At 59.6% G+C, this 21,313-nt stretch carries 32 protein-coding genes; 14 read left to right on the top strand and 18 right to left on the bottom strand.

Going from position 1 to position 21,313, the window contains the following annotated elements; translation table 11 throughout:
* Positions 1 to 2: 2 nt before the first annotated feature.
* The 6 genes from QNA11_RS19500 (at position 3) to QNA11_RS19475 (ending at position 3,824) form a co-directional block, all read left to right on the top strand.
* Entirely contained in the window at positions 3 to 140 is a 138-nt protein-coding gene (locus QNA11_RS19500; protein WP_283484428.1) for a hypothetical protein, read from the top strand.
* A 676-nt stretch (positions 141 to 816) separates the two neighbouring features.
* Entirely contained in the window at positions 817 to 1,809 is a 993-nt protein-coding gene (locus tag QNA11_RS19495; RefSeq protein WP_283484427.1) for a sensor histidine kinase, read from the top strand.
* 61 nt (positions 1,810 to 1,870) lie between these two features.
* Positions 1,871 to 2,143: a hypothetical protein gene (locus tag QNA11_RS19490; protein WP_283484426.1), complete on the top strand. Its 273-nt coding sequence runs from the start codon at positions 1,871 to 1,873 to the stop codon at positions 2,141 to 2,143.
* A gap of 278 nt (positions 2,144 to 2,421) precedes the next feature.
* On the top strand, positions 2,422 to 2,823 hold the full coding sequence (locus tag QNA11_RS19485; RefSeq protein WP_283484425.1) for a hypothetical protein: 402 nt from the start codon (positions 2,422 to 2,424) through the stop codon (positions 2,821 to 2,823).
* 248 nt (positions 2,824 to 3,071) lie between these two features.
* Positions 3,072 to 3,344 (top strand): hypothetical protein, encoded by a 273-nt coding sequence (locus QNA11_RS19480; RefSeq protein ID WP_283484424.1) that lies wholly within the window; start codon positions 3,072 to 3,074, stop codon positions 3,342 to 3,344.
* Positions 3,345 to 3,407: 63 nt separating this feature from the next.
* Positions 3,408 to 3,824, top strand: a complete 417-nt coding sequence (locus tag QNA11_RS19475; protein ID WP_283484423.1) for a DUF4189 domain-containing protein — start codon at positions 3,408 to 3,410, stop codon at positions 3,822 to 3,824.
* A 321-nt stretch (positions 3,825 to 4,145) separates the two neighbouring features.
* Here the strand turns inward: QNA11_RS19475 and QNA11_RS19470 are convergent, their stop codons facing one another.
* Positions 4,146 to 4,736: a hypothetical protein gene (locus QNA11_RS19470; protein ID WP_283484422.1), complete on the bottom strand. Its 591-nt coding sequence runs from the start codon at positions 4,734 to 4,736 to the stop codon at positions 4,146 to 4,148.
* Positions 4,737 to 4,794: 58 nt separating this feature from the next.
* On the opposite strand from QNA11_RS19470, the gene QNA11_RS19465 reads away from it, so the two are divergent.
* The 3 genes from QNA11_RS19465 to QNA11_RS19455 all read left to right on the top strand — a co-directional run bounded on the left by QNA11_RS19465 (position 4,795) and on the right by QNA11_RS19455 (position 6,395).
* Positions 4,795 to 5,601 carry a hypothetical protein gene (locus tag QNA11_RS19465; protein ID WP_283484421.1) on the top strand — a complete coding sequence of 269 codons (807 nt, stop codon included), beginning with the start codon at positions 4,795 to 4,797 and terminating at the stop codon, positions 5,599 to 5,601.
* A 124-nt stretch (positions 5,602 to 5,725) separates the two neighbouring features.
* On the top strand, positions 5,726 to 6,172 hold the full coding sequence (locus QNA11_RS19460; protein ID WP_283484420.1) for a hypothetical protein: 447 nt from the start codon (positions 5,726 to 5,728) through the stop codon (positions 6,170 to 6,172).
* A 19-nt stretch (positions 6,173 to 6,191) separates the two neighbouring features.
* On the top strand, positions 6,192 to 6,395 hold the full coding sequence (locus QNA11_RS19455; protein WP_283484419.1) for a hypothetical protein: 204 nt from the start codon (positions 6,192 to 6,194) through the stop codon (positions 6,393 to 6,395).
* 153 nt (positions 6,396 to 6,548) lie between these two features.
* Here QNA11_RS19455 and QNA11_RS19450 read toward each other — a convergent pair whose 3' ends face one another.
* From QNA11_RS19450 to QNA11_RS19420, 7 genes are all read right to left on the bottom strand, one after another.
* Positions 6,549 to 7,100: a hypothetical protein gene (locus tag QNA11_RS19450; protein WP_283484418.1), complete on the bottom strand. Its 552-nt coding sequence runs from the start codon at positions 7,098 to 7,100 to the stop codon at positions 6,549 to 6,551.
* 17 nt (positions 7,101 to 7,117) lie between these two features.
* Positions 7,118 to 7,723: a hypothetical protein gene (locus tag QNA11_RS19445; protein ID WP_283484417.1), complete on the bottom strand. Its 606-nt coding sequence runs from the start codon at positions 7,721 to 7,723 to the stop codon at positions 7,118 to 7,120.
* 53 nt (positions 7,724 to 7,776) lie between these two features.
* The gene (locus tag QNA11_RS19440) at positions 7,777 to 8,217 is read right to left on the bottom strand and encodes a hypothetical protein (protein ID WP_283484416.1); all 441 of its coding nucleotides are present in this window, start codon (positions 8,215 to 8,217) and stop codon (positions 7,777 to 7,779) included.
* A 260-nt stretch (positions 8,218 to 8,477) separates the two neighbouring features.
* Positions 8,478 to 9,284, bottom strand: a complete 807-nt coding sequence (locus QNA11_RS19435; protein ID WP_283484415.1) for a hypothetical protein — start codon at positions 9,282 to 9,284, stop codon at positions 8,478 to 8,480.
* A 95-nt stretch (positions 9,285 to 9,379) separates the two neighbouring features.
* Positions 9,380 to 9,730 (bottom strand): hypothetical protein, encoded by a 351-nt coding sequence (locus tag QNA11_RS19430; RefSeq protein ID WP_283484414.1) that lies wholly within the window; start codon positions 9,728 to 9,730, stop codon positions 9,380 to 9,382.
* Positions 9,731 to 9,755: 25 nt separating this feature from the next.
* Positions 9,756 to 10,214: a hypothetical protein gene (locus tag QNA11_RS19425; protein ID WP_283484413.1), complete on the bottom strand. Its 459-nt coding sequence runs from the start codon at positions 10,212 to 10,214 to the stop codon at positions 9,756 to 9,758.
* Between the two features lie 155 nt (positions 10,215 to 10,369).
* On the bottom strand, positions 10,370 to 10,753 hold the full coding sequence (locus QNA11_RS19420) for a LuxR C-terminal-related transcriptional regulator (protein WP_283484412.1): 384 nt from the start codon (positions 10,751 to 10,753) through the stop codon (positions 10,370 to 10,372).
* A 300-nt stretch (positions 10,754 to 11,053) separates the two neighbouring features.
* Here QNA11_RS19420 and QNA11_RS19415 point away from each other — a divergent pair, with 300 nt between their 5' ends.
* Together QNA11_RS19415 and QNA11_RS19410 are read left to right on the top strand one after the other, a co-directional pair.
* Positions 11,054 to 12,142: a sensor histidine kinase gene (locus QNA11_RS19415; RefSeq protein WP_283484411.1), complete on the top strand. Its 1,089-nt coding sequence runs from the start codon at positions 11,054 to 11,056 to the stop codon at positions 12,140 to 12,142.
* Positions 12,139 to 12,915 (top strand): LytR/AlgR family response regulator transcription factor, encoded by a 777-nt coding sequence (locus QNA11_RS19410; RefSeq protein WP_283484410.1) that lies wholly within the window; start codon positions 12,139 to 12,141, stop codon positions 12,913 to 12,915. Before QNA11_RS19415 ends, QNA11_RS19410 begins: the two co-directional genes overlap by 4 nt.
* 27 nt (positions 12,916 to 12,942) lie before the next feature.
* On the opposite strand, the gene QNA11_RS19405 is transcribed toward QNA11_RS19410, so the two are convergent.
* The 7 genes from QNA11_RS19405 to QNA11_RS19375 all read right to left on the bottom strand — a co-directional run bounded on the left by QNA11_RS19405 (position 12,943) and on the right by QNA11_RS19375 (position 17,672).
* A complete protein-coding gene (locus QNA11_RS19405) occupies positions 12,943 to 13,683 on the bottom strand; it encodes an ankyrin repeat domain-containing protein (protein WP_283484409.1) in 741 nt (246 codons plus the stop codon).
* Entirely contained in the window at positions 13,680 to 14,126 is a 447-nt protein-coding gene (locus QNA11_RS19400; protein WP_283484408.1) for a hypothetical protein, read from the bottom strand. Before QNA11_RS19400 ends, QNA11_RS19405 begins: the two co-directional genes overlap by 4 nt.
* Before the next feature lie 37 nt (positions 14,127 to 14,163).
* On the bottom strand, positions 14,164 to 14,589 hold the full coding sequence (locus QNA11_RS19395; RefSeq protein WP_283484407.1) for a hypothetical protein: 426 nt from the start codon (positions 14,587 to 14,589) through the stop codon (positions 14,164 to 14,166).
* Between the two features lie 39 nt (positions 14,590 to 14,628).
* Positions 14,629 to 15,309: a hypothetical protein gene (locus QNA11_RS19390; protein ID WP_283484406.1), complete on the bottom strand. Its 681-nt coding sequence runs from the start codon at positions 15,307 to 15,309 to the stop codon at positions 14,629 to 14,631.
* A 56-nt stretch (positions 15,310 to 15,365) separates the two neighbouring features.
* Positions 15,366 to 16,007, bottom strand: coding sequence for a hypothetical protein (locus QNA11_RS19385; protein ID WP_283484405.1), 642 nt, complete (start codon positions 16,005 to 16,007; stop codon positions 15,366 to 15,368).
* Positions 16,008 to 16,128: 121 nt separating this feature from the next.
* Positions 16,129 to 16,899: a hypothetical protein gene (locus QNA11_RS19380; RefSeq protein ID WP_283484404.1), complete on the bottom strand. Its 771-nt coding sequence runs from the start codon at positions 16,897 to 16,899 to the stop codon at positions 16,129 to 16,131.
* A gap of 566 nt (positions 16,900 to 17,465) precedes the next feature.
* Positions 17,466 to 17,672: a hypothetical protein gene (locus QNA11_RS19375; RefSeq protein WP_283484403.1), complete on the bottom strand. Its 207-nt coding sequence runs from the start codon at positions 17,670 to 17,672 to the stop codon at positions 17,466 to 17,468.
* On the opposite strand from QNA11_RS19375, the gene QNA11_RS20840 reads away from it, so the two are divergent.
* Positions 17,667 to 17,936 (top strand): spore coat protein U domain-containing protein, encoded by a 270-nt coding sequence (locus QNA11_RS20840; protein ID WP_502867585.1) that lies wholly within the window; start codon positions 17,667 to 17,669, stop codon positions 17,934 to 17,936. The two genes, QNA11_RS19375 and QNA11_RS20840, sit on opposite strands and share 6 nt — an antisense overlap.
* 53 nt (positions 17,937 to 17,989) lie before the next feature.
* On the opposite strand, the gene QNA11_RS19370 is transcribed toward QNA11_RS20840, so the two are convergent.
* Positions 17,990 to 18,175: a hypothetical protein gene (locus tag QNA11_RS19370; RefSeq protein WP_283484402.1), complete on the bottom strand. Its 186-nt coding sequence runs from the start codon at positions 18,173 to 18,175 to the stop codon at positions 17,990 to 17,992.
* On the opposite strand from QNA11_RS19370, the gene QNA11_RS20835 reads away from it, so the two are divergent.
* A complete protein-coding gene (locus tag QNA11_RS20835) occupies positions 18,087 to 18,377 on the top strand; it encodes a spore coat protein U domain-containing protein (protein ID WP_502867584.1) in 291 nt (96 codons plus the stop codon). The two genes, QNA11_RS19370 and QNA11_RS20835, sit on opposite strands and share 89 nt — an antisense overlap.
* Here QNA11_RS20835 and QNA11_RS19365 read toward each other — a convergent pair.
* Positions 18,308 to 19,267 (bottom strand): alpha-amylase, encoded by a 960-nt coding sequence (locus QNA11_RS19365; RefSeq protein WP_283484401.1) that lies wholly within the window; start codon positions 19,265 to 19,267, stop codon positions 18,308 to 18,310. The genes QNA11_RS20835 and QNA11_RS19365 overlap by 70 nt on opposite strands.
* A 402-nt stretch (positions 19,268 to 19,669) precedes the next feature.
* Positions 19,670 to 20,395: a TetR/AcrR family transcriptional regulator gene (locus QNA11_RS19360; RefSeq protein ID WP_202073291.1), complete on the bottom strand. Its 726-nt coding sequence runs from the start codon at positions 20,393 to 20,395 to the stop codon at positions 19,670 to 19,672.
* Between the two features lie 147 nt (positions 20,396 to 20,542).
* Here QNA11_RS19360 and QNA11_RS19355 point away from each other — a divergent pair, with 147 nt between their 5' ends.
* Positions 20,543 to 21,301, top strand: coding sequence for an ABC transporter ATP-binding protein (locus QNA11_RS19355; protein WP_283484400.1), 759 nt, complete (start codon positions 20,543 to 20,545; stop codon positions 21,299 to 21,301).
* Positions 21,302 to 21,313: the final 12 nt, after the last annotated feature.

The raw sequence follows: 21,313 nt of genomic DNA, 5'->3' as shown, positions 1-21,313 counted from the left end.
TCATGACGCCAACAATCGTCGCGACCATCCTGTCGCTCTTCGAGCCGGACTTGATTTCGACAGCGTCGAATTCGCTCATGGCGATCGACGTGGCGGGATTTATGATCGTTCTGGGAGTCCTGCTGTTCGGAAAGATCTGACGGCACACCGATTGATCATCGCGTTTCGCGGGATGAGGTCCGGGGTAATAAAATTAGACACCGCGTTACGGCGCCACCTAACAGCAAGCAGTTACTACTATGGTTGGCGCTTCGCGCACAGCGCATCACCACGAATGCTAGTGAGACAACGGCAAGATATGCCAGCGAAGCGTGACGGCGCGCGATCGGCTGCGGCGCGACAGCGCGGTGACGGTCGCGTTCCCGCAATATCCGTCCGAGGGGGGCTGTTCCAGGGATTGATCGCGCCCGGCAGACATTCCTCGACGGTGAAGCTGCCGGCGTCAGGCCGGGTCGGCTCTACGAGGGAAGTCAGATTTCGATAGTTGGCGGTGGCCACCCCCTCAGGTCGTGCTGAGAGAAAATCAGCATGGCGACAATAAGCGAGCCCAATGTGGCCAACCCCCGCCAGTTCATGGGATTTTCGCCTGTCCATTGACCATCGGCCATCTTTTGTGAACGTGTTGCCAAGGACGATCAAATGCGACGATGTACCAGTTCTACGCTGGCTGATGACAAATCAATCCGCTGGGCATCTTTACCAACCTGGTGGAAGCAGGGACCATTAAGATGGAAGAAGGAATGCCAACCCGAAAATCCCTCTTTGGGGAAGCGTTCAAGCTGGGAATAACATACCTGTTCCTGACGGCGTTATTATATGGCGTATCTGCATTTTTCGGGATCGGAACAGAACAAAAATGGTTCTGAAGGCTTCGTTGGGCACTCCGGAATTGTCGTTCTTGCGTCCGGAGTTCTGTCATTTTCAATCATGTCGATTGCAGTCTGGCATTTTCGCGGAGCAACGATGATTTATAACATCATCGCATGCTTCTTGATATCTGCGCTCGTTTCTATCACAGATTTTTTCCTCACTCGCGAATTATGCCGGATTCTCTTCACTGAGGACAATTTGGATTTTTCCATTTCCAATAATATTAACGACTTGTTCATCTGCTGGGCAGCGTTCTTTGGCTGGTCCAGCGTGTTTCTGACGCTTCTGTACAGCTTCGATGTCAGGGATCGCGAGCGCCGATTAGCTGTGGTTCGGGAAGACGCCCTTTCCGCGCAAATGAGGGCGCTGCGCTATCAGGTAAACCCGCATTTCCTCTTCAATACGCTCAACTCGATCGGGGGACTGATTGAAGAAGGCTCCGCGACACGCGCCGAGCGGATGGTGCTGTCGCTATCGACGTTCCTGCGCACAACGCTGACGCTGGACCCGTTCCACGATGTCCGATTGTCCGAGGAACTGAGGTTGCAGGAGGAGTATCTGGAGATAGAGCATGAGCGTTTCTCGGATCGGATGACCTTCCATATCGATATGCCGGATGATGTGCGTCACGCGCTAGTGCCCAGTCTGATCCTCCAGCCTCTGATTGAAAACGCAATCAAGCATGGCGTTGGCGCGATGTCGGGCAAGGTCAGTATTTCGCTTTCCGCCCGTCGTGACACCGACCGGCTTCGCGTGATCGTCGAGAACGACATGCCGATGGAAACGGTTGGGCCAAAGCCCGCCGGCATGGGGCTCGGGCTGAAGAATGTCGCCGACCGCCTTCGAACGCGGTTTCAGGATGACGGGCGATTTTCGGCCGGTCTTGCCGCACCGGGCATCTATCGGGCAACGCTCGATATGCCGTGGAGGACGGAATGACCGAACTGTCGGTTCTTGTTGTCACTGCTGACCCGCGGCCCGGCGCCGGCTGATACGACTGTTGAACAAGCTCGTCTGGGTAAGCCATGTCGACGAGGCCGGCGATATCATGAAGGCCCGCGCCCTCGTAGAGGAGCGCGTACCGGGCATTGGCAGGATCGCCACGCCGATGGCCTGGTCGGTCTTGGCTCATCGCCGTTCGATTTCCTACGGCGTGGATTCGAGCCGCTCCGACGCACCGGTACGCATTCGATGGTACAGGAAAGATCGGGCTCTTGGTAAGCGTTTGCTGCACGGCGACGAACAGAGGAGACCATCTTGGCGAGACTGGTAAGCAGTGTGTTGCGATTTGCATGCCGCACATCATTACTGCTTGGCGCGACATGGCTCGAACTGACGCCTCGCCCCGCGCAGTCCCAGGTCTATCCCTGCCCGGCAGGACCTAGCCCGGGCGAGAGGATGGTCGGATCGAGACAGGGAGGACAAGGGGTCGGTTCCGTGCCGATGTGCGCGGCTGATGCGCAACCGGACAGCGATTACCGCTCTGGCGACGGGCGCGGATTGGTGATCCCCCCTGCGCCATGGCCTGAGAATCTCATTCCGGGATGGGGAATGGTCGTGACTTTTACCAACCGGAAGGGCAAGGAAGCCGGAAAGAACAGCAAGGATGCCTATGTCGCCGTGGTTAACCAACCGACAAGCGACGACGCCTTCACCGCCGCGGCAAGGGAATGTCTGGCGAGAGTGATGCCAGGGCATGAATCCGAATGCCCCCACAGAGGCGATGGTAGTTCCGCTACGACGCTCGCCTATGTCACCGTCTATCGGTGGCCGTCGGGAGAGCATACCTATCAGATTACCAACGAGCCGGACAAAGGGCGGAACATTCCTCGGTCGACCTGCGAGAGCGCCCAACAGCAGGCCAATTACCTCAAGATCGCTAGATTGAACGGAATCGAATGCCCCATCGAGATCGTTGCGGAGCTGGTTAACGGAACTCCGAAGGAATGGTGATAACTCGGCGGCCTCGCATCTAAAAGCCGGCCGAAAGCTTCTGAGGGTCACGCCCCGATCCAGCCAATAATTACATCGTCATCCCCATCATCTGAGGAAGGCGCGGCCGGCGCTCGTGACCGCGCAGATCCCGTCATCTTTGGCGTCGAATGATCCCGGAGCGTGGGGGCTACGTCATGAGAACTTGGATCGGACTCTCTGTTATCGGCTTTGTGCTGGTTATAGGCATCCTATTCCTGCGTTCCGACATGAGAGGCTGGACGCCGGGGACCTGGACCGACCCAGAGACCGTCGTTGAACCGGTAGATGGAAACGACCCTTCCTTTACGGTCGCCGATTGCCTGCCGGGTACGATTGACCCCTATCAGACGCCACGCGGCCATGATTACGGCGACATAGCGACCATCAGAGTCCTCACCTGCCGTAGCCGATCGAGCGCGGTGAAGATCATGTTTGTCTATCTGCTCCTGGCCTTGAGCTATCCAGCTTACCGCTGGGCCACGCGCCGAAAGAACAGATGAAATACGGGACAATGCGCTGGCGGAAGTCTCCTCCTCCATGAGGAACCAGTACATCCAAGACGATTGCGTGAAGCATCGGTTTGCAATCAAGCTAAGCGCATGAGACTGTTTGCATTCATTTTGGTGACCGGGATAACGGCACAAATTGCGCCGGCAGACGCAGAGGAAAATCTCTGGGGCGCCATAGCCCTCGGCGGCAATGGTTTCGGCGCGAGCCGTGGACGTCCGGACGAAAACGCCGCGATCTCGGGGGCTCTCCGCCAGTGCGAGGAAAGCGGTGGTGCGGGCAAATGCAAGATCCGGCTGACCTACCGCAACCGGTGCGCCGCCTACGCCTCTGGTGACAATCGGGAAGTCGCTATCGCTTATGCCGACACGATGGAGAAGGCGAGCAAGCTCGCGCAACGCAGTTGCTCGGAAGCGACCAAGAACTGCCGTATCCAGTATGCGGCCTGCAGCGTTCCCTCCTCCTTCAACTGACCAAGTTGTCGGCAACCGAATGCGAATCGACGACATAAACCGGATAATTTGCAGGCGGGGCGCATGATGGACGGTGCCAACCTCGAGGACTGAAATTCAGCATCTCCGGGCGCAACGCCTTATTTGTCCTTCACACGGTTTCTTGCACATCGGCTGTGAGCGATGCTGGTAAAACTCGGCCTGAAGAGGCCGCCAGGATGGATTTCTCGCGCTCTGCTTCGGGCGTCAAAATGGTCGATAATCCCTGAAAATCGCCGCTCACCGGATTTCCGCAGTCTCGCTACGAGCTTGCGACAACCTCTTCGCCCTTGCTTGCGACCATCAGCGCCTGCTGTAACGAATATCCGCGACGAGTTCCCAGCAATCTTTGGTCGGGTCAAGAAGCAATCGGCCATCGACTCGCCTTCCCGGACGGTAAGGTTTGCCGTCGAGATCATACGCCGTCCCCAAACTCTCCTCGCCCACGTACGGTCCGCGGTAATGCACGCGCGTCCAGTCGACGGAAATTTGATTGCTCTGGCTCTGATTGAACTCCATCATCACATATTCATCTTTGTCGCCGTGCTTCGCCGGAACGGTCGATTTCCAATAGAAATCGAACGTCTGGATGGGAAATTTGTCGTAACTCTCTTTCGGAATCGCGCTCTTCCTCATCTCGCTGTTTTCGCCGCGTTCTGCATAATCGATCTGAGGCGCGGTGTATTTTTTTCGCACCGCTGCCGATCGGATCATTGCCCAGAACAGCTCTTTATAACTCCGGGACTGGCACGCGAGCGTCGCCTGTTCGAGTTCATGCTGTTCGAGTTCGGCAATTGGATTTTCGGCGCCGCCCCATGCCGGTCCGGCAGACAGGATTTGAGGCAGCGCCAGAGCGACCAAAAGGCGGGTGAAGGTTGAAGAGAAGGCGGGCATTATCCACTCATGTCAGATATTGCTTTCCTGTCGAAGCTATCGTCGGTCCGGGTCGAAGTTGAGCGTAAAAGCGAACCGGTACGTCGTGTATGTTGATCGCATGTGGCGCTGGGAATATCCACGGATAGGACGGCTTGCGCGAGGACTGGCGATGTCTCGAAGACGATGGCGACAAATCGCCACGGTCGGCTTTGTAGCCTGTTCATATTGCTTTTGGCCGTCCGCGCCAGGCTTTGCCGGACCCGGCGGCCGCGATGAAGCAGCTTTGGACTATTTGACCGAATACAGCGCGCAAATCGCGCCGGCGGACAAAGTGAGCAGCAAGGGCGAGGCCTTGTCCGACGCGGTCGCTATTCTCCTGCAAGACCGTTTCAACGCAGGCGCCACGTTGACGATGAACAAGGAAACGAGCACGGCTATCGTCGACGGCAATCCGTCGCGGATGGTGGACGTCTACCGCGACAAGAGCAACGGACGGTCGCGGATTCCTGTCGGAATCTTGGACGGGGCCCCGCGCGAGGGAATTGAAGCTGCGGAGACGCCACGCCCGTTGCATGAGATTCCGCTGCAATATCGCGGAAAATGGGCCTATTCGGCGCATGATTGCACCGCAGGAGAATCGACCGCCATCCTCGCAATCGATTCCGGAGGTCTGCATCAGGCGGAAGGGGAAATGATCGCTCTCGGGGTCCTCCCTAAGGGGAGCTCGCGCCGTACGATTTTTATCAACGCTCGAAATTCGGGCGGCGGAGGAGAAGGGGATTCTACGGAGGAGTTTACGCTTTCATCCGATGGCGCCGTTCTCGAATGGCGGACGATGCGGCCCGATGCATCGCCGGTCTCGCGATTGTTCCGTTGTCGATAAAGCGGCGTATGAAGCAGCGCCACAATTGAAAAAGACTGTCGGGAGACACGGGATGATATCGCGACGAAAGCTTTTTCTATGTCCCTTTGTCGTCGGCGTCATGCGCCTCGCGGCGGGGGACGTTATGGCGGCCGGGCGCGATACCGCACGCATGCCGCATTTCACGGCACGACTGGTCGATGTCCATGAGGTCCCCAGCGAGGGAGTCGAATGGCTCGAGATCGAGTTCGCTTCCGGCGCGATCTCGCAGGTGGAGACGGTGCTGATCCGCATCGACCCCTGGACCTGCGAGCGATCGGCGTATCTGTCCGACGCCAAAACTCGCAGGTTCGTGGCGAAGCGCTGCGTTCCGGGAGGCGGCGCCACGAGCGCTTCGAAGGGTTGGGACGTCAAGCTCGACGCCGACGGGCGGCAGACCTACCGTATTCCCATCGCTCTTTCTCCCGGGGCAACGCCCGATCCACCCTTCGATATCGAGGTCCCCATAAGTTACGCCTCGAGCGGCGAGGAAGATGCGCCTCCGAAGGAAACGGCCGCAGTGCTGGCGTTTCGCTGGACTGGCCGTCGATAAGAACACCGTCATCAGGCGGATGCCGCTATCTGATCCAGCCGGCCGCTTCCGCCAAGAGACGCGCTTTGGCGCAGTGCCGGGCTCTTTCCTGCTCGAAGAAGCGCGGCATGATCCGCTGATATCCTCTGATCTGCGCGACAAAGCCCATGGCATGTCCGGCGCTTTCGCGGCGACGAAGGCTCTGATCGCGTTCTGGTCGACCTTGAAGCCACATATGTCCTGAGACGCGATGGCGACCGTGCTCCCGTGCAGAAGGTCGTCCTGACTATATTTCAGCGCAGTTCCGCCTTCGTCGGCGGAGGCGGCGATCGGCGTGAAGGAAGGCCGCGACAAGCGCGGCGACAAGGCATGAAGCTGCGTGGCGGATGGGGGGCTCTCACTCGCAAAGTTTCAATGTGACGCGCTCTCGACCGGCTTCCTCCATCACGAGCGTTTTCTTCTCGTCCGCGAGGCTGAGCTGATAGAAATGGCTTTCGCCTTGTCGAAGCGGGCGCAGTTCGACGAGCATCTCGGCGGCGTTCCGCTCCCTCTCGGACGAAATGACGATTTTGCGTTTCTCCGCCAAAGCGGCTTCTACGTCTCGCGGCGTCATCGTCTCTGGCGTTCGGACATAAGCGCCGGCGACGACGAACGGGCCGGATTTGGTGGAGATGCGATCGGCGGCGATCCAGACGAATCCGTTGGGAGTCCGGTCCGGGAGCGCGGCCGGGCGCGGCGCCTCGCCGCAGATTTCCGGACGCAGGGCCCAGGCGCCGAGGAAGCCCGGCAAGATGCGGGAAACATCCAGAGGCGCATAGGCTTTGCGCGCCCCCCAGGCGCCGGCGACCACGATGCCGCTTTCGTCCACAGCCACGCTGGACGACGCGGCGTAAGCGGGCGAGGTCGCCAAGAGGATGCCGACGAGAAATCGTTTCAACCTATTCGACATCGGGAGACCTTCCGCGTTCACGGAGTGGCGCAGGGAAGCTTGCGCATCAGGTGGAGCGAACCGGCCCGAAGGGCGCGCGTTTCGAAGACAACCGTCGGCGTCTCGACGCGGATCTGCGAAGCGTCCGTGAAGCTCTTGACCTCTTCGCGCGTCAGACGCCCGGTTTCCAACGCCCCCGATGCTGTCACCAGAATGGGCACGCGCTTGAACTCCTTGTCCATTTCGTCGATGAGGATGACCGTCCCCGGCGCGCCGAAGTAATACGCCTTGTTCTTCATATAGGCGGTTTCCTCCTCGCCCGAAGCGTCGGAGCCTAACGGCGCGAGTTCTACGAGGAATCTCCAAACGCTTTTTGCGGGGTCGATGCGGTCGCAGCCGAGCGCAAAATTCGGCATCAGGTCGGGCGGACCGGACTTATGTTCCGCATCGAGAAAATACAAGCGGACACCGCCGCCCCATGCGTGTTCGTCGATAACCCATTCGGATCGAGCGCTCGAGTCGATGACCTCGAGTTTTTCCCGAGGGGCGGCCGCTACCGAGAGCGACACGAGAATCTGCAAGCCAGCGATAGCGGCGACGCACACTCGGGCGACGCGGCGCGCGGCGCGCTTTGCTTTTGGCATCTTATGATACTGGCCTTTGAGAGCGAGGGAGCGGATGAGATCGATATGCGAGCTCAGTGCGTTGCGCAGGGAAGCTTCGCATTCCTGTCGATCGTCGCCTTCAGCGCCGAGGTTCCGGATTCGAAATAGATCCTCGGCGTCTCGGCGCGGATTGCCGATGCGTTCAGGATGGCTCGGACATCATCTTGCGTCAGAGCAGCGGTTTCGAGCGCGCCGTTCCTCGGCGTAAGCGGAGTGTGCTTTATTTCCTTGTCCGCCTCGTCCAGGAGAACGAGCATCCCCGGCGCGCCGAAGTAATATTTCATGCCTTTCTCGTGGGCGATCTCGTCCCTGCTCGTGATGCCCGATCCGGGCGGTGTGGCTCCCACGCGGAAGCGCCAGTAGCTCTTGGTCGGATCCTGGTCGGCACAACCAAAGGCAAATTCAGGCGCTCCTCCGGCGAGAAAATTCAGGGAAGGCGCGCCCGCTTCCTGGCTTTGTTTCAGATCGAACACAAAGCGAGCGCCGCCGCCCCAGTCAAAGGCCTCGATCCAATTCGCCCGAGGATCGCGTTCGACGGCTCTGAGCGGCGCCGGAGAGGCGGCCATTGCGGGAAGCGACGCGAGCATTTGAAGAGCGACGACGACTGCAAGGCGAAAGCTGGCGCCGATTGGCGTGGAAGGCGTCTTTCTGGACATTTCGCAACCTAGACGAAAGGGTGAGCGGTTAGCTTTCGCTCGAGGACCAAAAGAGAACGGCGGGGTGACAGGTGGACTCATCGCTGTGTCGGCCGCCGAGTGGCGGCCTCGATCGGGAGCAATGCGAGACTCCGAGCCCTGCGATCGTGACGACACGGCGACGCCGCGCGCTTTGCTTCTGACATTTTACGATCCTGACTTTCGAGAGAGAGGGGGATGCCGATCGACACGCGAGCTCGCCGCGCGGCGCAGGGAAGCTTCGCATTGCCGTCGATCGTCGCTTTCAGCGCCGAGGTTCCGGATTCGAAAAAAATCCGCGGCGTCTTGGCGCGGATCACGGGCGCGTTCAGGATGGCTTGGACATCGTCTTGCGTCAGAGCGGCGGTTTCGAGCGCGTCGTTGCTCGGCGCAAGCGGAATGCGCCTTATCTCTTTGTCCGCCTCACCCAGGAGAATAAGCGTCCCCGGCGCGCCGAAGTAATATTTTATGCCCTTCTCATACGCGATCTCGTCTCTGCTCGTGATGCCAGATCCGGGCGGCGTGACTCCCACTCGAAAGCGCCAGTAGCTCTTTGCCGGATCCCGGTCGGCGCAACCGAACGTAAATTCAGGACCGCCTCCCGCGAGAAACTTCAGGGAAGGCGGCCGGACATTGGTTTCGAATTCGGTTCCAGCGAGAAAATCTCGGTGCGCCGCGTCCGCCGCCAGGCTCTGCTTCAGATCAAAAACGAAGCGAGCGCCGCCGCCCCAGCTACGGTCCTCGATCCAATAATTGGACGGAGAGTCGCGATCCACTGCTCTGAATGGCCCCGTAGAGGCAGCTAAAGCGGGAAGCGATGCGAGCGCGACGACGGCGACGAGGAGGGAACCGGCGCCGACGGGCATGGAAGGCGTCTTCCTTGACATTTTGTAACCTCGACGAATGAGTGGGCGGGATAATGTTCGCCCGACGCGAAAAAGAACGGCTGCGGCGGAGAGATTCACCACTGTGTCAGCCGGGTTCGATCGAAAGACAGCCGCTTGCATCGCCGCCAGGAGTGAACGACGCGGACCAGCAGCCACAAGAGGAACAATCCCGCGCCAATGGGCAGGGCGAAGATCGTCAGCCAGCCGCCGACCGCCATATTGTAGAGGGTTTGTCCCACGTCCGAACCGAGGACGAGGCAGGGGTGCGGATTGCCTTCGTCGAGCGCACAACCGTTCACGTTCGCGATAAAGCTCGCGGCGAAGAGGGAGATCAATGGGAGCGAGGTGACGATAATGATCGCGACGAGCGCCAGCCCATGGCGCCAAGCCTGCCTGTGCGAATGTACGCCGGGATCGTCTGTCATGGCGGTGATCTTTTCTACATGCGCTTCAGTCATCGATGGCATAGATGCTTGCGTCGTAAACGAGTCCAATCTCCGCTCCATCCGGCGCCTGGACCCGTAGGGCGGTCCATTCCTCGCCCGCCTCCGGCCCGTTATCGATTTGCGAGGCGTTGCCAAGCTGCAGCGGACGGTATTGTCCCGCGACCGCGGGTTCGCAACTTTGTCCGGCGAGCGAGCGCAAAAGCGTGGCGCGCAATGCTTTCGGCGTCTTTTCGTGCAGATGGGCCATCTCGACAATAGAGACGACGAAGGTCGCGGCTTCGTAGCTCGGGCAGCGATAGCCGCGATGATAGTCTCCATGCGTCTTGCCGCTCAGGCGGATCGTCCCCTGGAAGGTTCCGTGACTCGGATCACCGATCCACTCTTGGAGCGATTTTTCTGAATCCCGCGCGGACGCGACGCCAAAAGCGAAAAGCAGGACGAGCAAGGCGCAAATATTTCTCATAATTTTTTGGAATCCCAGCCTCTCGGATAAGGCATGGAGCCATCCGATCCTCGCGGAATCAACCCCGCCGAAGCACCGGTACAATGCGCGCGTTGCCGCTGACAGAGACGCGGCAAATAATGCGCTGTGGCGCCTCGGGGCAACGAACGCCCTCGTCAATCAGAAAGGGGCAGGACATGCGCATCAGCGGCGAGAGTGTCATTCAGCAAGGCGACGACTGCCTTGCGCGAGGGGACGTTCAACTGTCTCAACAGTTGCGAGACATGATTACGCACCGTGAAATGCGACAGCTTCAAGCGCCGGCCGATCTCCTTGTTCGACAGGTCATCCATCAAGAGCCGCAGTATGTCGCGTTGTCGTTCCGTCAGCGAGGAAAGCCTGTGCAGGAGGGAAAAGTCGCGCGCGCCGGCTGCTTCGCGCTGCGCATACAACACGCTGCCCTCCGGCAGCATGTGACGCACTCGAGCGAGAATATCGTCCGCGTCATTTGTCCGCACCGCGAACAACACGACGCTCGCGGTCGCACTGTGCTCGATCATAGAGCGGACTCCTGAACGCCCGCTACCCGAAGGTTTGGCGCGATGTCCGAAATGTCGTATGTGTCCATGCTGAGACTTCCGCGTGGTCCCTTGCCCAACTCCGTAGCATCGCTCGAGCGAGGGTTCATTCGACTTCCGGCGACGAGCGCGAGCGCGGTGACGAGCGGCGGCGAGAATCTGCGAATGGCGACTGTGGGGGGACGAACGGCATGCCGAAGACGGCTTTGCGGGTGTCCTAGAACGGCCGACACGAGTCGATGAATGGGAAGGCCCTGTAGGTCGAAGAGGGAATGAAGGGTGATGAAACGATCGTCTAACGCATGCGCAATCCGTCAGGCCACCTTTCGCTTCGGCTTGATCTATTGGGTGGGCGTATTCATTTTCTCCAGCATATTATGGGGTATCGTCGGCACGGACCCGATCGAATCCGCCATTGGCAAGATTTTGCACTATGCCTTGTGCTCGGTCATCACCGCCGGCATTTCGGCGCTATTATTCCACTTGCACGAGAGGCTGGTCGAGACGCGCTCCTCGGAGAATGCGCTCCCGTTGCTCGTCGCCGCTTCCTTCATTCTCTCTCTGGCGGCGGCGCCGGCCTGGGCCGCGCTTGGCTATGCGGTCTACACTCTCTGCGTCTGGCCGCAGCCCGCTGTCTTCGATTGGAAGGATTTCGGCTATGACACTGCATATGGCGCGGCGTTGTTTTTCGGATGGTCCTGTCTGTTCATTACTCTCGTTTTCGGTTTCGAGCTCCATGACCGTGAACTTAGGCTCGCCGCCGTTCGTGAGGAGGCCCTGACCGCACAGATGCGCGCGCTGCGGTATCAAGTAAATCCGCATTTTCTCTTCAACACGCTGAACTCGATCGCCGGCCTGATCGAGGAAGGATCGGCCACCCGCGCCGAGCGCATGGTCCTGTCGCTCTCGACATTCCTGCGCACGACCCTGTCGCTCGATCCCATGCATGACGTGTCCCTGGCGGATGAGCTGGCTCTTCAGGAGGAATATCTCCAGATCGAGCGCGAGCGCTTTTCCGACCGAATGGCGTTCAGCATCGACATGCCCGAGGACGTGCGCAGCGCCCTTGTGCCGAGCCTGATCCTGCAGCCGCTGATCGAGAACGCCATCAAGCACGGCGTCGGCGCCACTGTCGGCAAGGTCGAGATCGCGCTGCGCGCGCGCCGTGAGGCAAACCGGCTTCGGATCACGGTCGAGAACGACATGCCCATCGAGGATGACGGCAAGAAGCCTGCCGGCATGGGAGTCGGATTGCGCAACGTCGCGGAACGCCTGCACGCCCGCTTTCAGGGCGACAGCTCGTTTTCATCCGGCCCGGTCGCGCCCGGCCGCTACCGGGCATTCATCGAGCTCCCGTGGCGGCTCGCATGAGCGAGCTCACGATTCTCGTTGTCGACGATGAGCCGCTCGCGCGCCGCAGGCTCTTGCGTCTGCTCGCGAAGATGGAATGGGTCGGGCGGATCGACGAAGCCGCCGACGCCAGGGAGGCTTGTCGCGCGGCGGAACAATCCCGGCCCGACATTCTTCTGCTCGACATTCAAATGCCGGGTGGCAGCGGCTTCGACGTTCTCGAAAGCCTCGGACCGGAACCGCCGGTGGTCGTTTTCGTCACCGCATTCGACCATCACGCCCTGCGCGCCTTCGAGGCCAACGCCGTCGATTACGTCACCAAGCCGATCGAGCCAGGGCGCTTCACTCGCGCCCTGGAGCGCGCGCGGATCGCCGCGGGCGCGCGCCATCAGGCGGACCGAGTCGCCGAATTGCAGGAAACGATCGCTTCCCTGAAGCGCGCTTTGACCGAACAGCCGAAAAAGCCGACCGAGTTCTGGGTGAAGGCGCGAGGCGAATATTTGCGCGTCACGCTGGCCAATGTGATCCGCTTTCAGGCGGAACGCGATTATGTGCGTATCCATGTCGTTGGCGCGGACTATCTCTTTCAGGAGAGCCTGTCCTCGCTCGAACGCCGTCTCGACGGCGAAGAGTTCCTGCGTATCCATCGCGGAGCGATTGTGCGCCGCAGCGCCATCACGCGTATCAAGCAGGCGCCTTTCGCGGCGCTGATCGCGGTTCTGAGCGATGGTTCGGAAGTGCGCGTGGGGCGGACCTATGCGCCGTCGATCCGCGCAAAGCTGATACGCACGTAGCCAAAGGCTCCCTGTGCGCAATCTCGTTCAGCGTTCGAGGGAAACACCGTTTTGCACCATCCAGTCGAGGACCTCCAGCCGCGCTTGCCGAGCTTCGGCGTTGAGCAGACGCTCCGGCGTCATAAGGAGGTAGGTCTGGAAAGTCTTGCCCTGCCGGTTGCGCGCCCCGGCTGGGGCTCCTTGTTGCAACAATCTCAGAACGCGCGCCGCGTCGTTGATTTGCGCCGCGAGATGCAGAATGGTATTGCCCATGTTGTCGGCATGGTTTAAACGCGCTCCGGCTGCGAGTAACATTTCGAACTGCCGCTCCCGTTCCCCCATCAAGGCCGCCATCAAAGGCGTCCTGCCGGTCTGACCATTGCGAGCGTCGACGTCGACATGGCGCGCGAGGAGGAGACGCAGATATTCCACATCATTCGCCATGGCCGCGAAGTGGATCGCCGTATCGCCGTCGATGCCGGGCTGCGCAGGATCGGCGCCGACATTCAGCAGCACTTGGAAGGCGAAGTGGCTTTTGTTGAGCATAGCCCATTGCAACAGCGTGACGTTCTTGTCGCCTCTCGCCTTCACATTGGCGCCAGCCGCCACGAGCTCGGCGGCGCGCTTGCTGTCCCGCTGCATGGCGGCGTCGAGCAGTGCTTCGACCTTAGGGTCGGAAAAAATCTCTGCAGCGTCGGGTGCGGCGACGCTCGCCCTCGGATAAGAGAATGAAAATGCGATCAGAGCGCCGACAAGGAAGCTCCGCCGCGACAGAGTCGTCTGCGTCATGGCGCGGACTTCCTCCAGGACTCGAAGGTGCTCAACGTGTAGCCCGTTTCTCCACTGATGTGGAGCGTCGCGCCTTTGCATTCCCGGAGCCGGGTCTCGAAGCTGTGGCTCGTTTCGATCTGTCCTAGATCGGTCCGAACGCGCCCGTGGTGATACCAGACGGTCGCCTGATAACGGACGTTGTCGGTCCCCTTCCGCTCTATGCCCGATGTTTCCAACGACGTCTCTTGGCTGGAGCCGTCGGCGTCGACGGTCTTTTCGACGATGCGTCTCTTGTCCTCGGCATATTGGCGCTCGAGCTCTTCGACGCATGCGCGATGCGACGCGAGCGCTTGCGAAGATGGCGGTACCGGCAGCCTGCCGCTCGCATGGGCCGGCCACGACGCAAGAAAGATCTCGAGACCCAAAGCAGTCGCCAGCGCTCCAGAACTCGTCAATGCCATAGACGCTGCTCCAACGACATGCGATCGGCTTCGACCTTCAACGCGTCTCGCCATAATAGGGGGACTCTCCGCCTCGCGAATCATTCGTGTGCTCTTTTAGATTTGCGCAGACGCAAACGGCGTCGACGCAATTATTGGAAAGCTCCTTGTGAACAAAGGAGCAGTCCGGCCTCGAATGAACCGTTTCCCTCTTGGTGGCGTTCTCATAGGCGTAAACGGCAGCCTTAGTGTCCAGGACTTCCATGAGCCTCAATCCGCTGTTTTGGCAGATCAGCCGCTCGATCGGCTTTTTCTGCCTTTGACAGTCGAGGCAGGACGGCACGTCGCCGTAAAACTCCGACAACTCGCCGATCGCGCGCTTAACCTTGTCGACGTCCACGTTCGGGCAATCGACCGCAAGGGCGCGCCCCGCGACGCCCGTGAAAGAAAAGATCAACAGGGACAGCAACAAAGCTGTTCGCATATCATCCTCCTTTGCATTTCTACCGCGCGCCCCAAAAGGTCATTGAGGCGGGTCGACGCGGTTGACGCAGGATCTCTTCGTCATGTCGCTCCCGGGCGTGAACAGAGAGAAGGAAAAGAACGTCTCTCCTGGGCTGTTTTTGCTGCCATCCTCGTTGCGCCCAGCGCGGACAAAGACCGGCGTCGGCGCGGCTGGAAGATCAATCCGGAAAAAGGCGGTGTGCTCGTCATCAGGCAGATCGCCATAGCCGTCCATCTTGCAATTGTCGGCTAGCAGGGTCACGGTCCCGACGCTCAACTGCCCTCGGAGAATTTCTTGATAATTGCCGCTCGGATAGAACTTCTGAAGCTCTATCGCGCGAACGCCCTTGGCGCTGTGGAAAATGACGTCGATCGAAGCGTCGCCTTCGTTGCCCTTTTTATGCGTAGCGTTCGCGCCGATTCCAACCGGAAGATCGACCTCGCCAAATCCATTCAGGCGCAGTCGTCCGCGCAAATGGTATGTCACGCTAAGATCTTTTTCGGAATCTTCGAGATAGGCGAAACCTTGCCATTCGATGTTCGAAAGCGCGGCGATGTCCTTGTCCCGCTTGCCCTGTGCGAAGGCGATGAGCAGCGTCTCGAGCGGGTTGCTCGCGTCGCGTGCGTCTACCGAAGCGCCAAGCGCCATTGCGAGAACGAAGGAAAGCGCAAAACGATATGTGCGGCAGGTGAGAGCCATGGCGTCCATCGGTTGTAAGAAATTGACTCCGAGAAGTGGGGATGATTCCAGCGAGGTTATTTTTCGGACGGAAAAAGCATGAAGCGCTTGCCTTTCAGTCGGTCGGCTTTGTCCGGCCCGAGACCGCGTAAGCTGTACGGTTCTACTTCGAAGGAGGACAAGGCATAGCGGTCGGTATTGTGCAGGAAACGCCACGATCCTTTCTCCCCGGAGTCTTCACTGGCGCCCCAACGCTCGTCGCTCGTTATTTCGAGACTATTCGAATTGATTTTCCCATTCGGAAGTCTGGTCACGACCTCGTATCCGATTGCGCTGGGCTTCTCCGCCAACTCGGATCCGATGTCGTCGGCCCAGCGAAGTTCATATACAGGCTTTGCGAAGTGCATCAGCCGGTAGCCGGAGAAAGTCCGCCACAGAAGAAACACGCGGGTCCGAGCGGCGGAATACTCGCAATGGAGATCATAAATGATCGTGGCGATATTCTCGCTCCGCGACGCCACGATTATCCGGTCATCCTTGATAAGGTGTGCGTTATCGGTATCGTCGCATCCAGCGTCGGTATGTGAAATTAGAAATTTACGCGCGTCTCGCAGCGTCGGAGCATCCGGCGGCAATTCTGCGCTGCAGGCGGAGGTTTGCGCGAAGAGGGCCAAGGCGCAAAGACGCACGGCGAACCGGGTGAAGATTTTGTGCGTCATTCAGGTTTTGACCATCTCGCCTGCGCTTTTTCGAAATCACTGCAACGAGGCAGGCGAGAACGCGCATGTTCATTCTTGCTCTCGGCAAGGGGCGGTCGCTTGAGAGCGCTCCGCTCGTGATTCATTTGCCACGCTTGTTGACGCAGTTGCTCAACCACTTTCGCGCCGTCGAGCCGCTGTGCCACTTGCCGTGGATGACTTCCTGTCCGTTCAGTTCCACCGCATAATCCTGCATTTCTTCAATCGACCCGAGCAGCGCCTGTGTGGAGGGGACGGCGAATATGATCATTCCGATCTTCGCGGACCAAGGCAAACTCGCATGAAAAGCGCGAACCCTCTGGATTTCCCCGGACTGGGTAAGACTGACCGTCTCGGTGCGTATGTCCGCGGTCGGTGGGATCGCCCCGCCGAAATAGGCGAGGAGCGTGCCTTTGGCTTCGCCAACCCAATCCATGATCAAGACGCCGCCATTCAACTGGAGGAATGATGCGGTGCATATCTGGCGTGAATCTTTCGGCTGCGAGTGTGAGAATTTCCACACGCCCTGCTTCAATTCGCGCAAAACAGGGTCGTTCTTCAAGAGACGCTCTTCGTTTTCCTGCGCGACTTGTTTTTCCCATTGGAGAAGGGCGCGGAATTCAGCGGCATTGAAGGGAGGAGGGCCGGAATCGCCGCCACTGCTCGGCCCGGCGCCGTCACCGCCGCCATCATCGGCGTCGTACATGTGGAGGCAACCCGTCCAACCGGCATTTTCTTGTCCGGGGACCATAGCGCCGCCCGGGATGAATCCTGGCGGGCAGGCGCCTTCGGCGGACGCGCGGTCGCCGCCATGGAACGCAAACGCGACGAGGGAAAATAGGACGCCATGCAAAAATCGGAATTGTCTTGTCATTTTCGTGCCTGGTCCCTACGCCTCGCGCCATGAGGCGCCTTCCGAAGGCTCTTCGTTGTTCGGCAAAACTCCCGACCGCATCCGCCTGTCGCGGACCGGACTGCCGCGCCAAGCTAAGGGAGATGACCAAGCTGGCCAAGGCTTACGATGTACCGGTGCTTGCGAGCGCGTCATTGTGGTATTCTCATGGGCGTGTCCGAACCGACGCCATGACCCAGCGCCACCGCACGGGTTCGTTAGGCGTTCGCCGAGGGTCATGGGCGCCTTCCTTTCAGCGCTCCTGGCGGCGCAAGGTCGATAGGATCTCGCGTATCGCGCCGACGATCGCCTCCGGCTTCTCGAGCGGAATGGCGTGACCACTGTCGACCCACACCTGGCGGGCGCCGGGATTGAGGCGGAGAATGTCAATTCGCTTTGTATTGCCGTCACGAGCGAGTTCGGCCCGTGGTTGTGGATTTGGGGAGCAAAGATTGCCGCGCTGGCTTCCACTATGAGCTACAGGCCGACGACCGTCGCCCGGTCAGGGCAATTTGCCAGTAGTCCCCTATCAGCGTCAGGGTTTTCTTCTATTTATGAGGAGCAAGCGACATGCTGGCCATTCGGAAAATTCGCTTGGTTGTCGGGCTGGCGATCTGCTGCGGCGAGTTCGTCTTGAATTCCATGGCTTGGACGCAGTCCTGCAACCGTTCAATTCCCGACTTATCTTTCGGTTCATTCGACGTTACCGCAAACACCCCTTCGAACGGTTCAACAACAATCTCGGTAAGATGCACGGCACTGTATCTGTGGCGTTGCGCGTATGCGTCAACGTAGGCCCAGGTTCGCCAGCGGCTTTGAACGCTTCCACCAGATATATGACGTCTGGCTCCAACAGTCTGACCTACGGATTGTTTTCAGACGCTGGCGCAACCACTACGGTTGGCTCGAACTTCTGGCCCGCCGGTGGCGGGAACCCAATCATCATCGCCTTCCCCTTATTTATCGGCACCGTTACCAGAACAGCGACCTTGTATGGACAGATGTACTCCGGCCAGTAGACCGCCCCAGCAGGAACATATTCGACGAGCTTCGGCACAACGGGCGCCATGATTCAATATGATCTGTTTTCGTTCGTGAGCTGCAATTTGCTGACGGCGACAGACCGCGCCACCTTTAACGCTTCGGCCAGCGTTTCAACGAACTGCTCAGTGTCTGCAAGCAATCTCAACTTCGGCACGCTGGGCGTGTTGAACGCTGCAATCAACGCCAACACGACCGTTTCACCGGGCTGCGCCAATGGTACGCCCTATACGATCGCCCTGAACGGTGGACTTTCGTCCGCGACCCAGCGCGCCGCGTCGATGCTTTCGTCCGACTCAGAGCACGCGAGCGCATCCGCCTCCCCTCTCGACGTCGCCCTTACACTGGCTCAGATGCGAAGACGGAATGAGAAACCCGCCTGCCAATTCTTCTTGATCTGCGGACCGTTGAGATTTTGATAGACTGGCAGTCCGGCTTCGAAAGCGATCGATGCCGCGTCGTATCCCACCAGTTTGCCATTCAACACGCCGCCACCAAACAGCTCCACGCGCTGACCGCCATAGAAGGCCGGGTTGGTCGGCACGGCGCGGCCCGTAATTTCGGGGTCGAAACCCGAAATCTGGGATTGGGTGGCGCCATTTACGCGGAACGTGGTCATGACGCTCGGGATCAGCGTGTAACCCACCCAGCCGTTGAATTCATGCAGATCGCCAAAGCGCCAATTTTGGGAATTTCTGGCAAGCGGCAAGCGTGCGCGATAGGACAGGCCCCAGGACCATTTGTCGATATTGCCTGCGTAAACGACGCCCGGCATAATATCGAACGTGCCGCTGCCCGGCTGCATGCCGTAGAAGGCGCGAATGTTCGGCACGGTTCCGTCGGCCTGCAAGAGATCGAAGCGCGCGGTGTTGAAGCTGAAGGGATAGGCGAAACCGAGATTGACCTGCACGCGATGCACCGGGTCCTGGTAGACTTTGTAGATCGCGCTGGTTGTGAAATCTGAAAATCCAAACGTATCGGGGTAACTTCTGCCGAGCGGCGTGATCCCGGAAGGGCCCTTGAAGGTCAGGGCTTCGAGCCGCTTCTCGGCTATCGACGCGGTGATGACGACGGCGAGATCGTCTGTGAGACCATAGGAGATCACGCCCGTCTGCGCTGCCAGCGCAATGTTCTGAGGGACGAGGCGCAGCTTTTTCGTCGGATCGACCCACCAGGGGGTGTTGGCGACGATATATTGTGAGCTGACGCTCTGCGTGCCGATCAGTTGGCCGGAGAGATTCGCCCAAATCGGCGCGATCGCCAGGACCAACCTGCCTTTCGCCGGCATATCGGCGCCGAACACGCCCATCGGCGCCGGAGGTCGCGGCGCTGAAGTGGCGGGTGCTGCGGTCGCACTTTTCTGCTCGATGCTTTTGCGCGGTTCTGCCGCCAAGGCGTTTGTTGCGCAAAGTGATGCTGCGGAGAGGGCGAGCAGTAGGCTCCGCAGTCGCCAAACGGCTTTTGCGGGCGCTTCTACACGAACAGTCATTCCAACCTCGTATCCATGTTTTCCGAAAGACGACGCTCGGCAGCCCGCTCACGCTGGCCAAGCGTTGAAGGGCCGAACACGGATCACTCTGCATTTACTCTATAAGTTTTATCAAGATTACCGCAGCGACAGCGGCCTAGCTTCGATCCTGCCGAAATATCAGTAGTCTGTGGTCCTAGGCGAATCGTTATTAGACGGTTTCGTATAGAAATAATTCCAAGCTTAAGTCTCTTGCGTCGCGATCGTTGCACGAATGCAACGCTCGTCGGCAGCGTGTTTGCGCAAGCGCTCACCCTCCGGTAGCAAAGCGGCGGCGATCTTCTTCGCCTCCATTGCCGGCGCTGAGGTCTTCTTGATCGCGGCCTTCACAATCGCGCCGTCCATCAGAAGATCGAACTGCTGCGTGAGCAACTCGACGTCCTCGACGCCCGCCGCTGCGACGAGCGCGCGCAACTGCTCCAACACGTGGCTCTTGTGATTGCGTATGATTTCAGCGAGCTTCTCGTCCGTATTACGGCTCTCCATCGCCGCGTTCATGAGCGCGCAACCAAGATAATCGTCGCGCCGAAACCACTCTTCCATAATGTCGAAGAAAGCGAGCAGCTTCTCGCGCGGAGCGCCCCGCGTCTCCGCAAGTCTCGTAAAGAACCAAGCGCGCCAGACGCTTGCTTCATGGGCGAGCGCCGCGTGGATCAACGCGTCCTTCGAGCCGTAGCGATTGTACAGCGTCATGCGCGCAACGCCCGAGGCGTCGATGATCTCGTCGACGCTTGTCGCGGCGATTCCCTTTCGGCAGCAGAGCCCAATTGCAGCCTCGAGCAGCCGCTTGTTCGCCTTCGCTTTCGCGACTGGCGCGGACTTCCCGCCTGATCGAGCGCGGACATCGCGCTTTGCCGCTGTGGGCGACACCCGGCTCGTGAGTTTGCGCGAAGATCGTCTGTTTTCCATTTTTTCTAGACCATCCGTTCTAACTTGGCGCAAGTCGTGTGCCTCATGCCATTTAATTTCAGCCTATTGCATCACATTTCGATGCAACAAACAATAGAATTGATATTCTTTATAAATTTTGTAGTCTATCTGCGAAAGGAGCCGCTCGTGATCCCTCTTCCGCTCATCGACGTCAGACGCGTCACCCACCGCTATGGCTACCATCGCGCGCCGGTCCTTGCCGACCTCAGCCTGCGGGTGGCGCAAGGCGAACGGCTTGCCGTCATTGGCCGCAGCGGCTGCGGAAAGTCCACACTGCTGCAGATCATGGCGGGCCTCGCGCATCCAACGAGCGGAGAGATTCGGCTCGCCGAGCGGCGCTACGCCACGCGGCCCATCCGCCGCACGCTGATGTTCCAGCGCCCTCTCCTCTTTCCCTGGCTCGACGTCGCGGGCAACGTCGCTCTTGCGCTACGCTTCGATGGAAGAGCCCGCGAGGCGCCGGGCCGCGTCGAGGCGTTGCTCACGCAGGTGGGCCTTGCAGAACACGCGAACACGAATGTGCGCGAACTCTCCGGCGGACAGCAGCAGCGCGTGGCGCTCGCGCGCTCGCTCGCGATCGACCCCGATGTTCTTCTGCTCGATGAGCCTTTTTCCGCTCTCGATCCGTTGACGCGCAGCGATCTGCGCCGCCAGTTGCGCGAGACGCAAGTCGCATTCGGCTTCGCCATGACTCTCGTCACGCACGACGTCGACGACGTTCTCGATCTGGCCACGCGCGTCGTGGCGATGTCGGCGGATCCCGGGCGCATCGTCGCCGAATTCAACATCCCACCCGACATGGACGCCGAAGCGCGCGCCACCCTCCGTGCGCAGCTTATCAACGCGTTGGAACCCGCCCCCTTTCCCTTAGCGCTCAGCGCCTGACGAGAGACGAAA

Origin of the sequence: Methylocystis sp. JR02 (genome assembly GCF_030063565.1) — a bacterium.
Lineage (GTDB): Bacteria > Pseudomonadota > Alphaproteobacteria > Rhizobiales > Beijerinckiaceae > Methylocystis > Methylocystis iwaonis.
Note: the sequence above shows the minus strand (reverse complement) of the source record. Positions and strands in the feature narration are given on the sequence as shown.

Coding starts and splice junctions, on each gene's coding strand:
- QNA11_RS19500 (WP_283484428.1), top strand. CDS start 3: ATGACGCCAACAATCGTCGCGACCATCCTGTCGCTCTTCGAGCCGGAC.
- QNA11_RS19495 (WP_283484427.1), top strand. CDS start 817: ATGGCGTATCTGCATTTTTCGGGATCGGAACAGAACAAAAATGGTTCT.
- QNA11_RS19485 (WP_283484425.1), top strand. CDS start 2,422: ATGGTCGTGACTTTTACCAACCGGAAGGGCAAGGAAGCCGGAAAGAAC.
- QNA11_RS19480 (WP_283484424.1), top strand. CDS start 3,072: ATGAGAGGCTGGACGCCGGGGACCTGGACCGACCCAGAGACCGTCGTT.
- QNA11_RS19470 (WP_283484422.1), bottom strand. CDS start 4,736: ATGCCCGCCTTCTCTTCAACCTTCACCCGCCTTTTGGTCGCTCTGGCG.
- QNA11_RS19460 (WP_283484420.1), top strand. CDS start 5,726: ATGGCGGCCGGGCGCGATACCGCACGCATGCCGCATTTCACGGCACGA.
- QNA11_RS19455 (WP_283484419.1), top strand. CDS start 6,192: ATGCCGCTATCTGATCCAGCCGGCCGCTTCCGCCAAGAGACGCGCTTT.
- QNA11_RS19450 (WP_283484418.1), bottom strand. CDS start 7,100: ATGTCGAATAGGTTGAAACGATTTCTCGTCGGCATCCTCTTGGCGACC.
- QNA11_RS19445 (WP_283484417.1), bottom strand. CDS start 7,723: ATGCCAAAAGCAAAGCGCGCCGCGCGCCGCGTCGCCCGAGTGTGCGTC.
- QNA11_RS19435 (WP_283484415.1), bottom strand. CDS start 9,284: ATGCCCGTCGGCGCCGGTTCCCTCCTCGTCGCCGTCGTCGCGCTCGCA.
- QNA11_RS19430 (WP_283484414.1), bottom strand. CDS start 9,730: ATGACAGACGATCCCGGCGTACATTCGCACAGGCAGGCTTGGCGCCAT.
- QNA11_RS19425 (WP_283484413.1), bottom strand. CDS start 10,214: ATGAGAAATATTTGCGCCTTGCTCGTCCTGCTTTTCGCTTTTGGCGTC.
- QNA11_RS19420 (WP_283484412.1), bottom strand. CDS start 10,753: ATGATCGAGCACAGTGCGACCGCGAGCGTCGTGTTGTTCGCGGTGCGG.
- QNA11_RS19415 (WP_283484411.1), top strand. CDS start 11,054: ATGAAACGATCGTCTAACGCATGCGCAATCCGTCAGGCCACCTTTCGC.
- QNA11_RS19410 (WP_283484410.1), top strand. CDS start 12,139: ATGAGCGAGCTCACGATTCTCGTTGTCGACGATGAGCCGCTCGCGCGC.
- QNA11_RS19405 (WP_283484409.1), bottom strand. CDS start 13,683: ATGACGCAGACGACTCTGTCGCGGCGGAGCTTCCTTGTCGGCGCTCTG.
- QNA11_RS19400 (WP_283484408.1), bottom strand. CDS start 14,126: ATGGCATTGACGAGTTCTGGAGCGCTGGCGACTGCTTTGGGTCTCGAG.
- QNA11_RS19395 (WP_283484407.1), bottom strand. CDS start 14,589: ATGCGAACAGCTTTGTTGCTGTCCCTGTTGATCTTTTCTTTCACGGGC.
- QNA11_RS19390 (WP_283484406.1), bottom strand. CDS start 15,309: ATGGCTCTCACCTGCCGCACATATCGTTTTGCGCTTTCCTTCGTTCTC.
- QNA11_RS19385 (WP_283484405.1), bottom strand. CDS start 16,007: ATGACGCACAAAATCTTCACCCGGTTCGCCGTGCGTCTTTGCGCCTTG.
- QNA11_RS19380 (WP_283484404.1), bottom strand. CDS start 16,899: ATGACAAGACAATTCCGATTTTTGCATGGCGTCCTATTTTCCCTCGTC.
- QNA11_RS20840 (WP_502867585.1), top strand. CDS start 17,667: ATGCACGGCACTGTATCTGTGGCGTTGCGCGTATGCGTCAACGTAGGC.
- QNA11_RS19365 (WP_283484401.1), bottom strand. CDS start 19,267: ATGGGCGTGTTCGGCGCCGATATGCCGGCGAAAGGCAGGTTGGTCCTG.
- QNA11_RS19360 (WP_202073291.1), bottom strand. CDS start 20,395: ATGGAAAACAGACGATCTTCGCGCAAACTCACGAGCCGGGTGTCGCCC.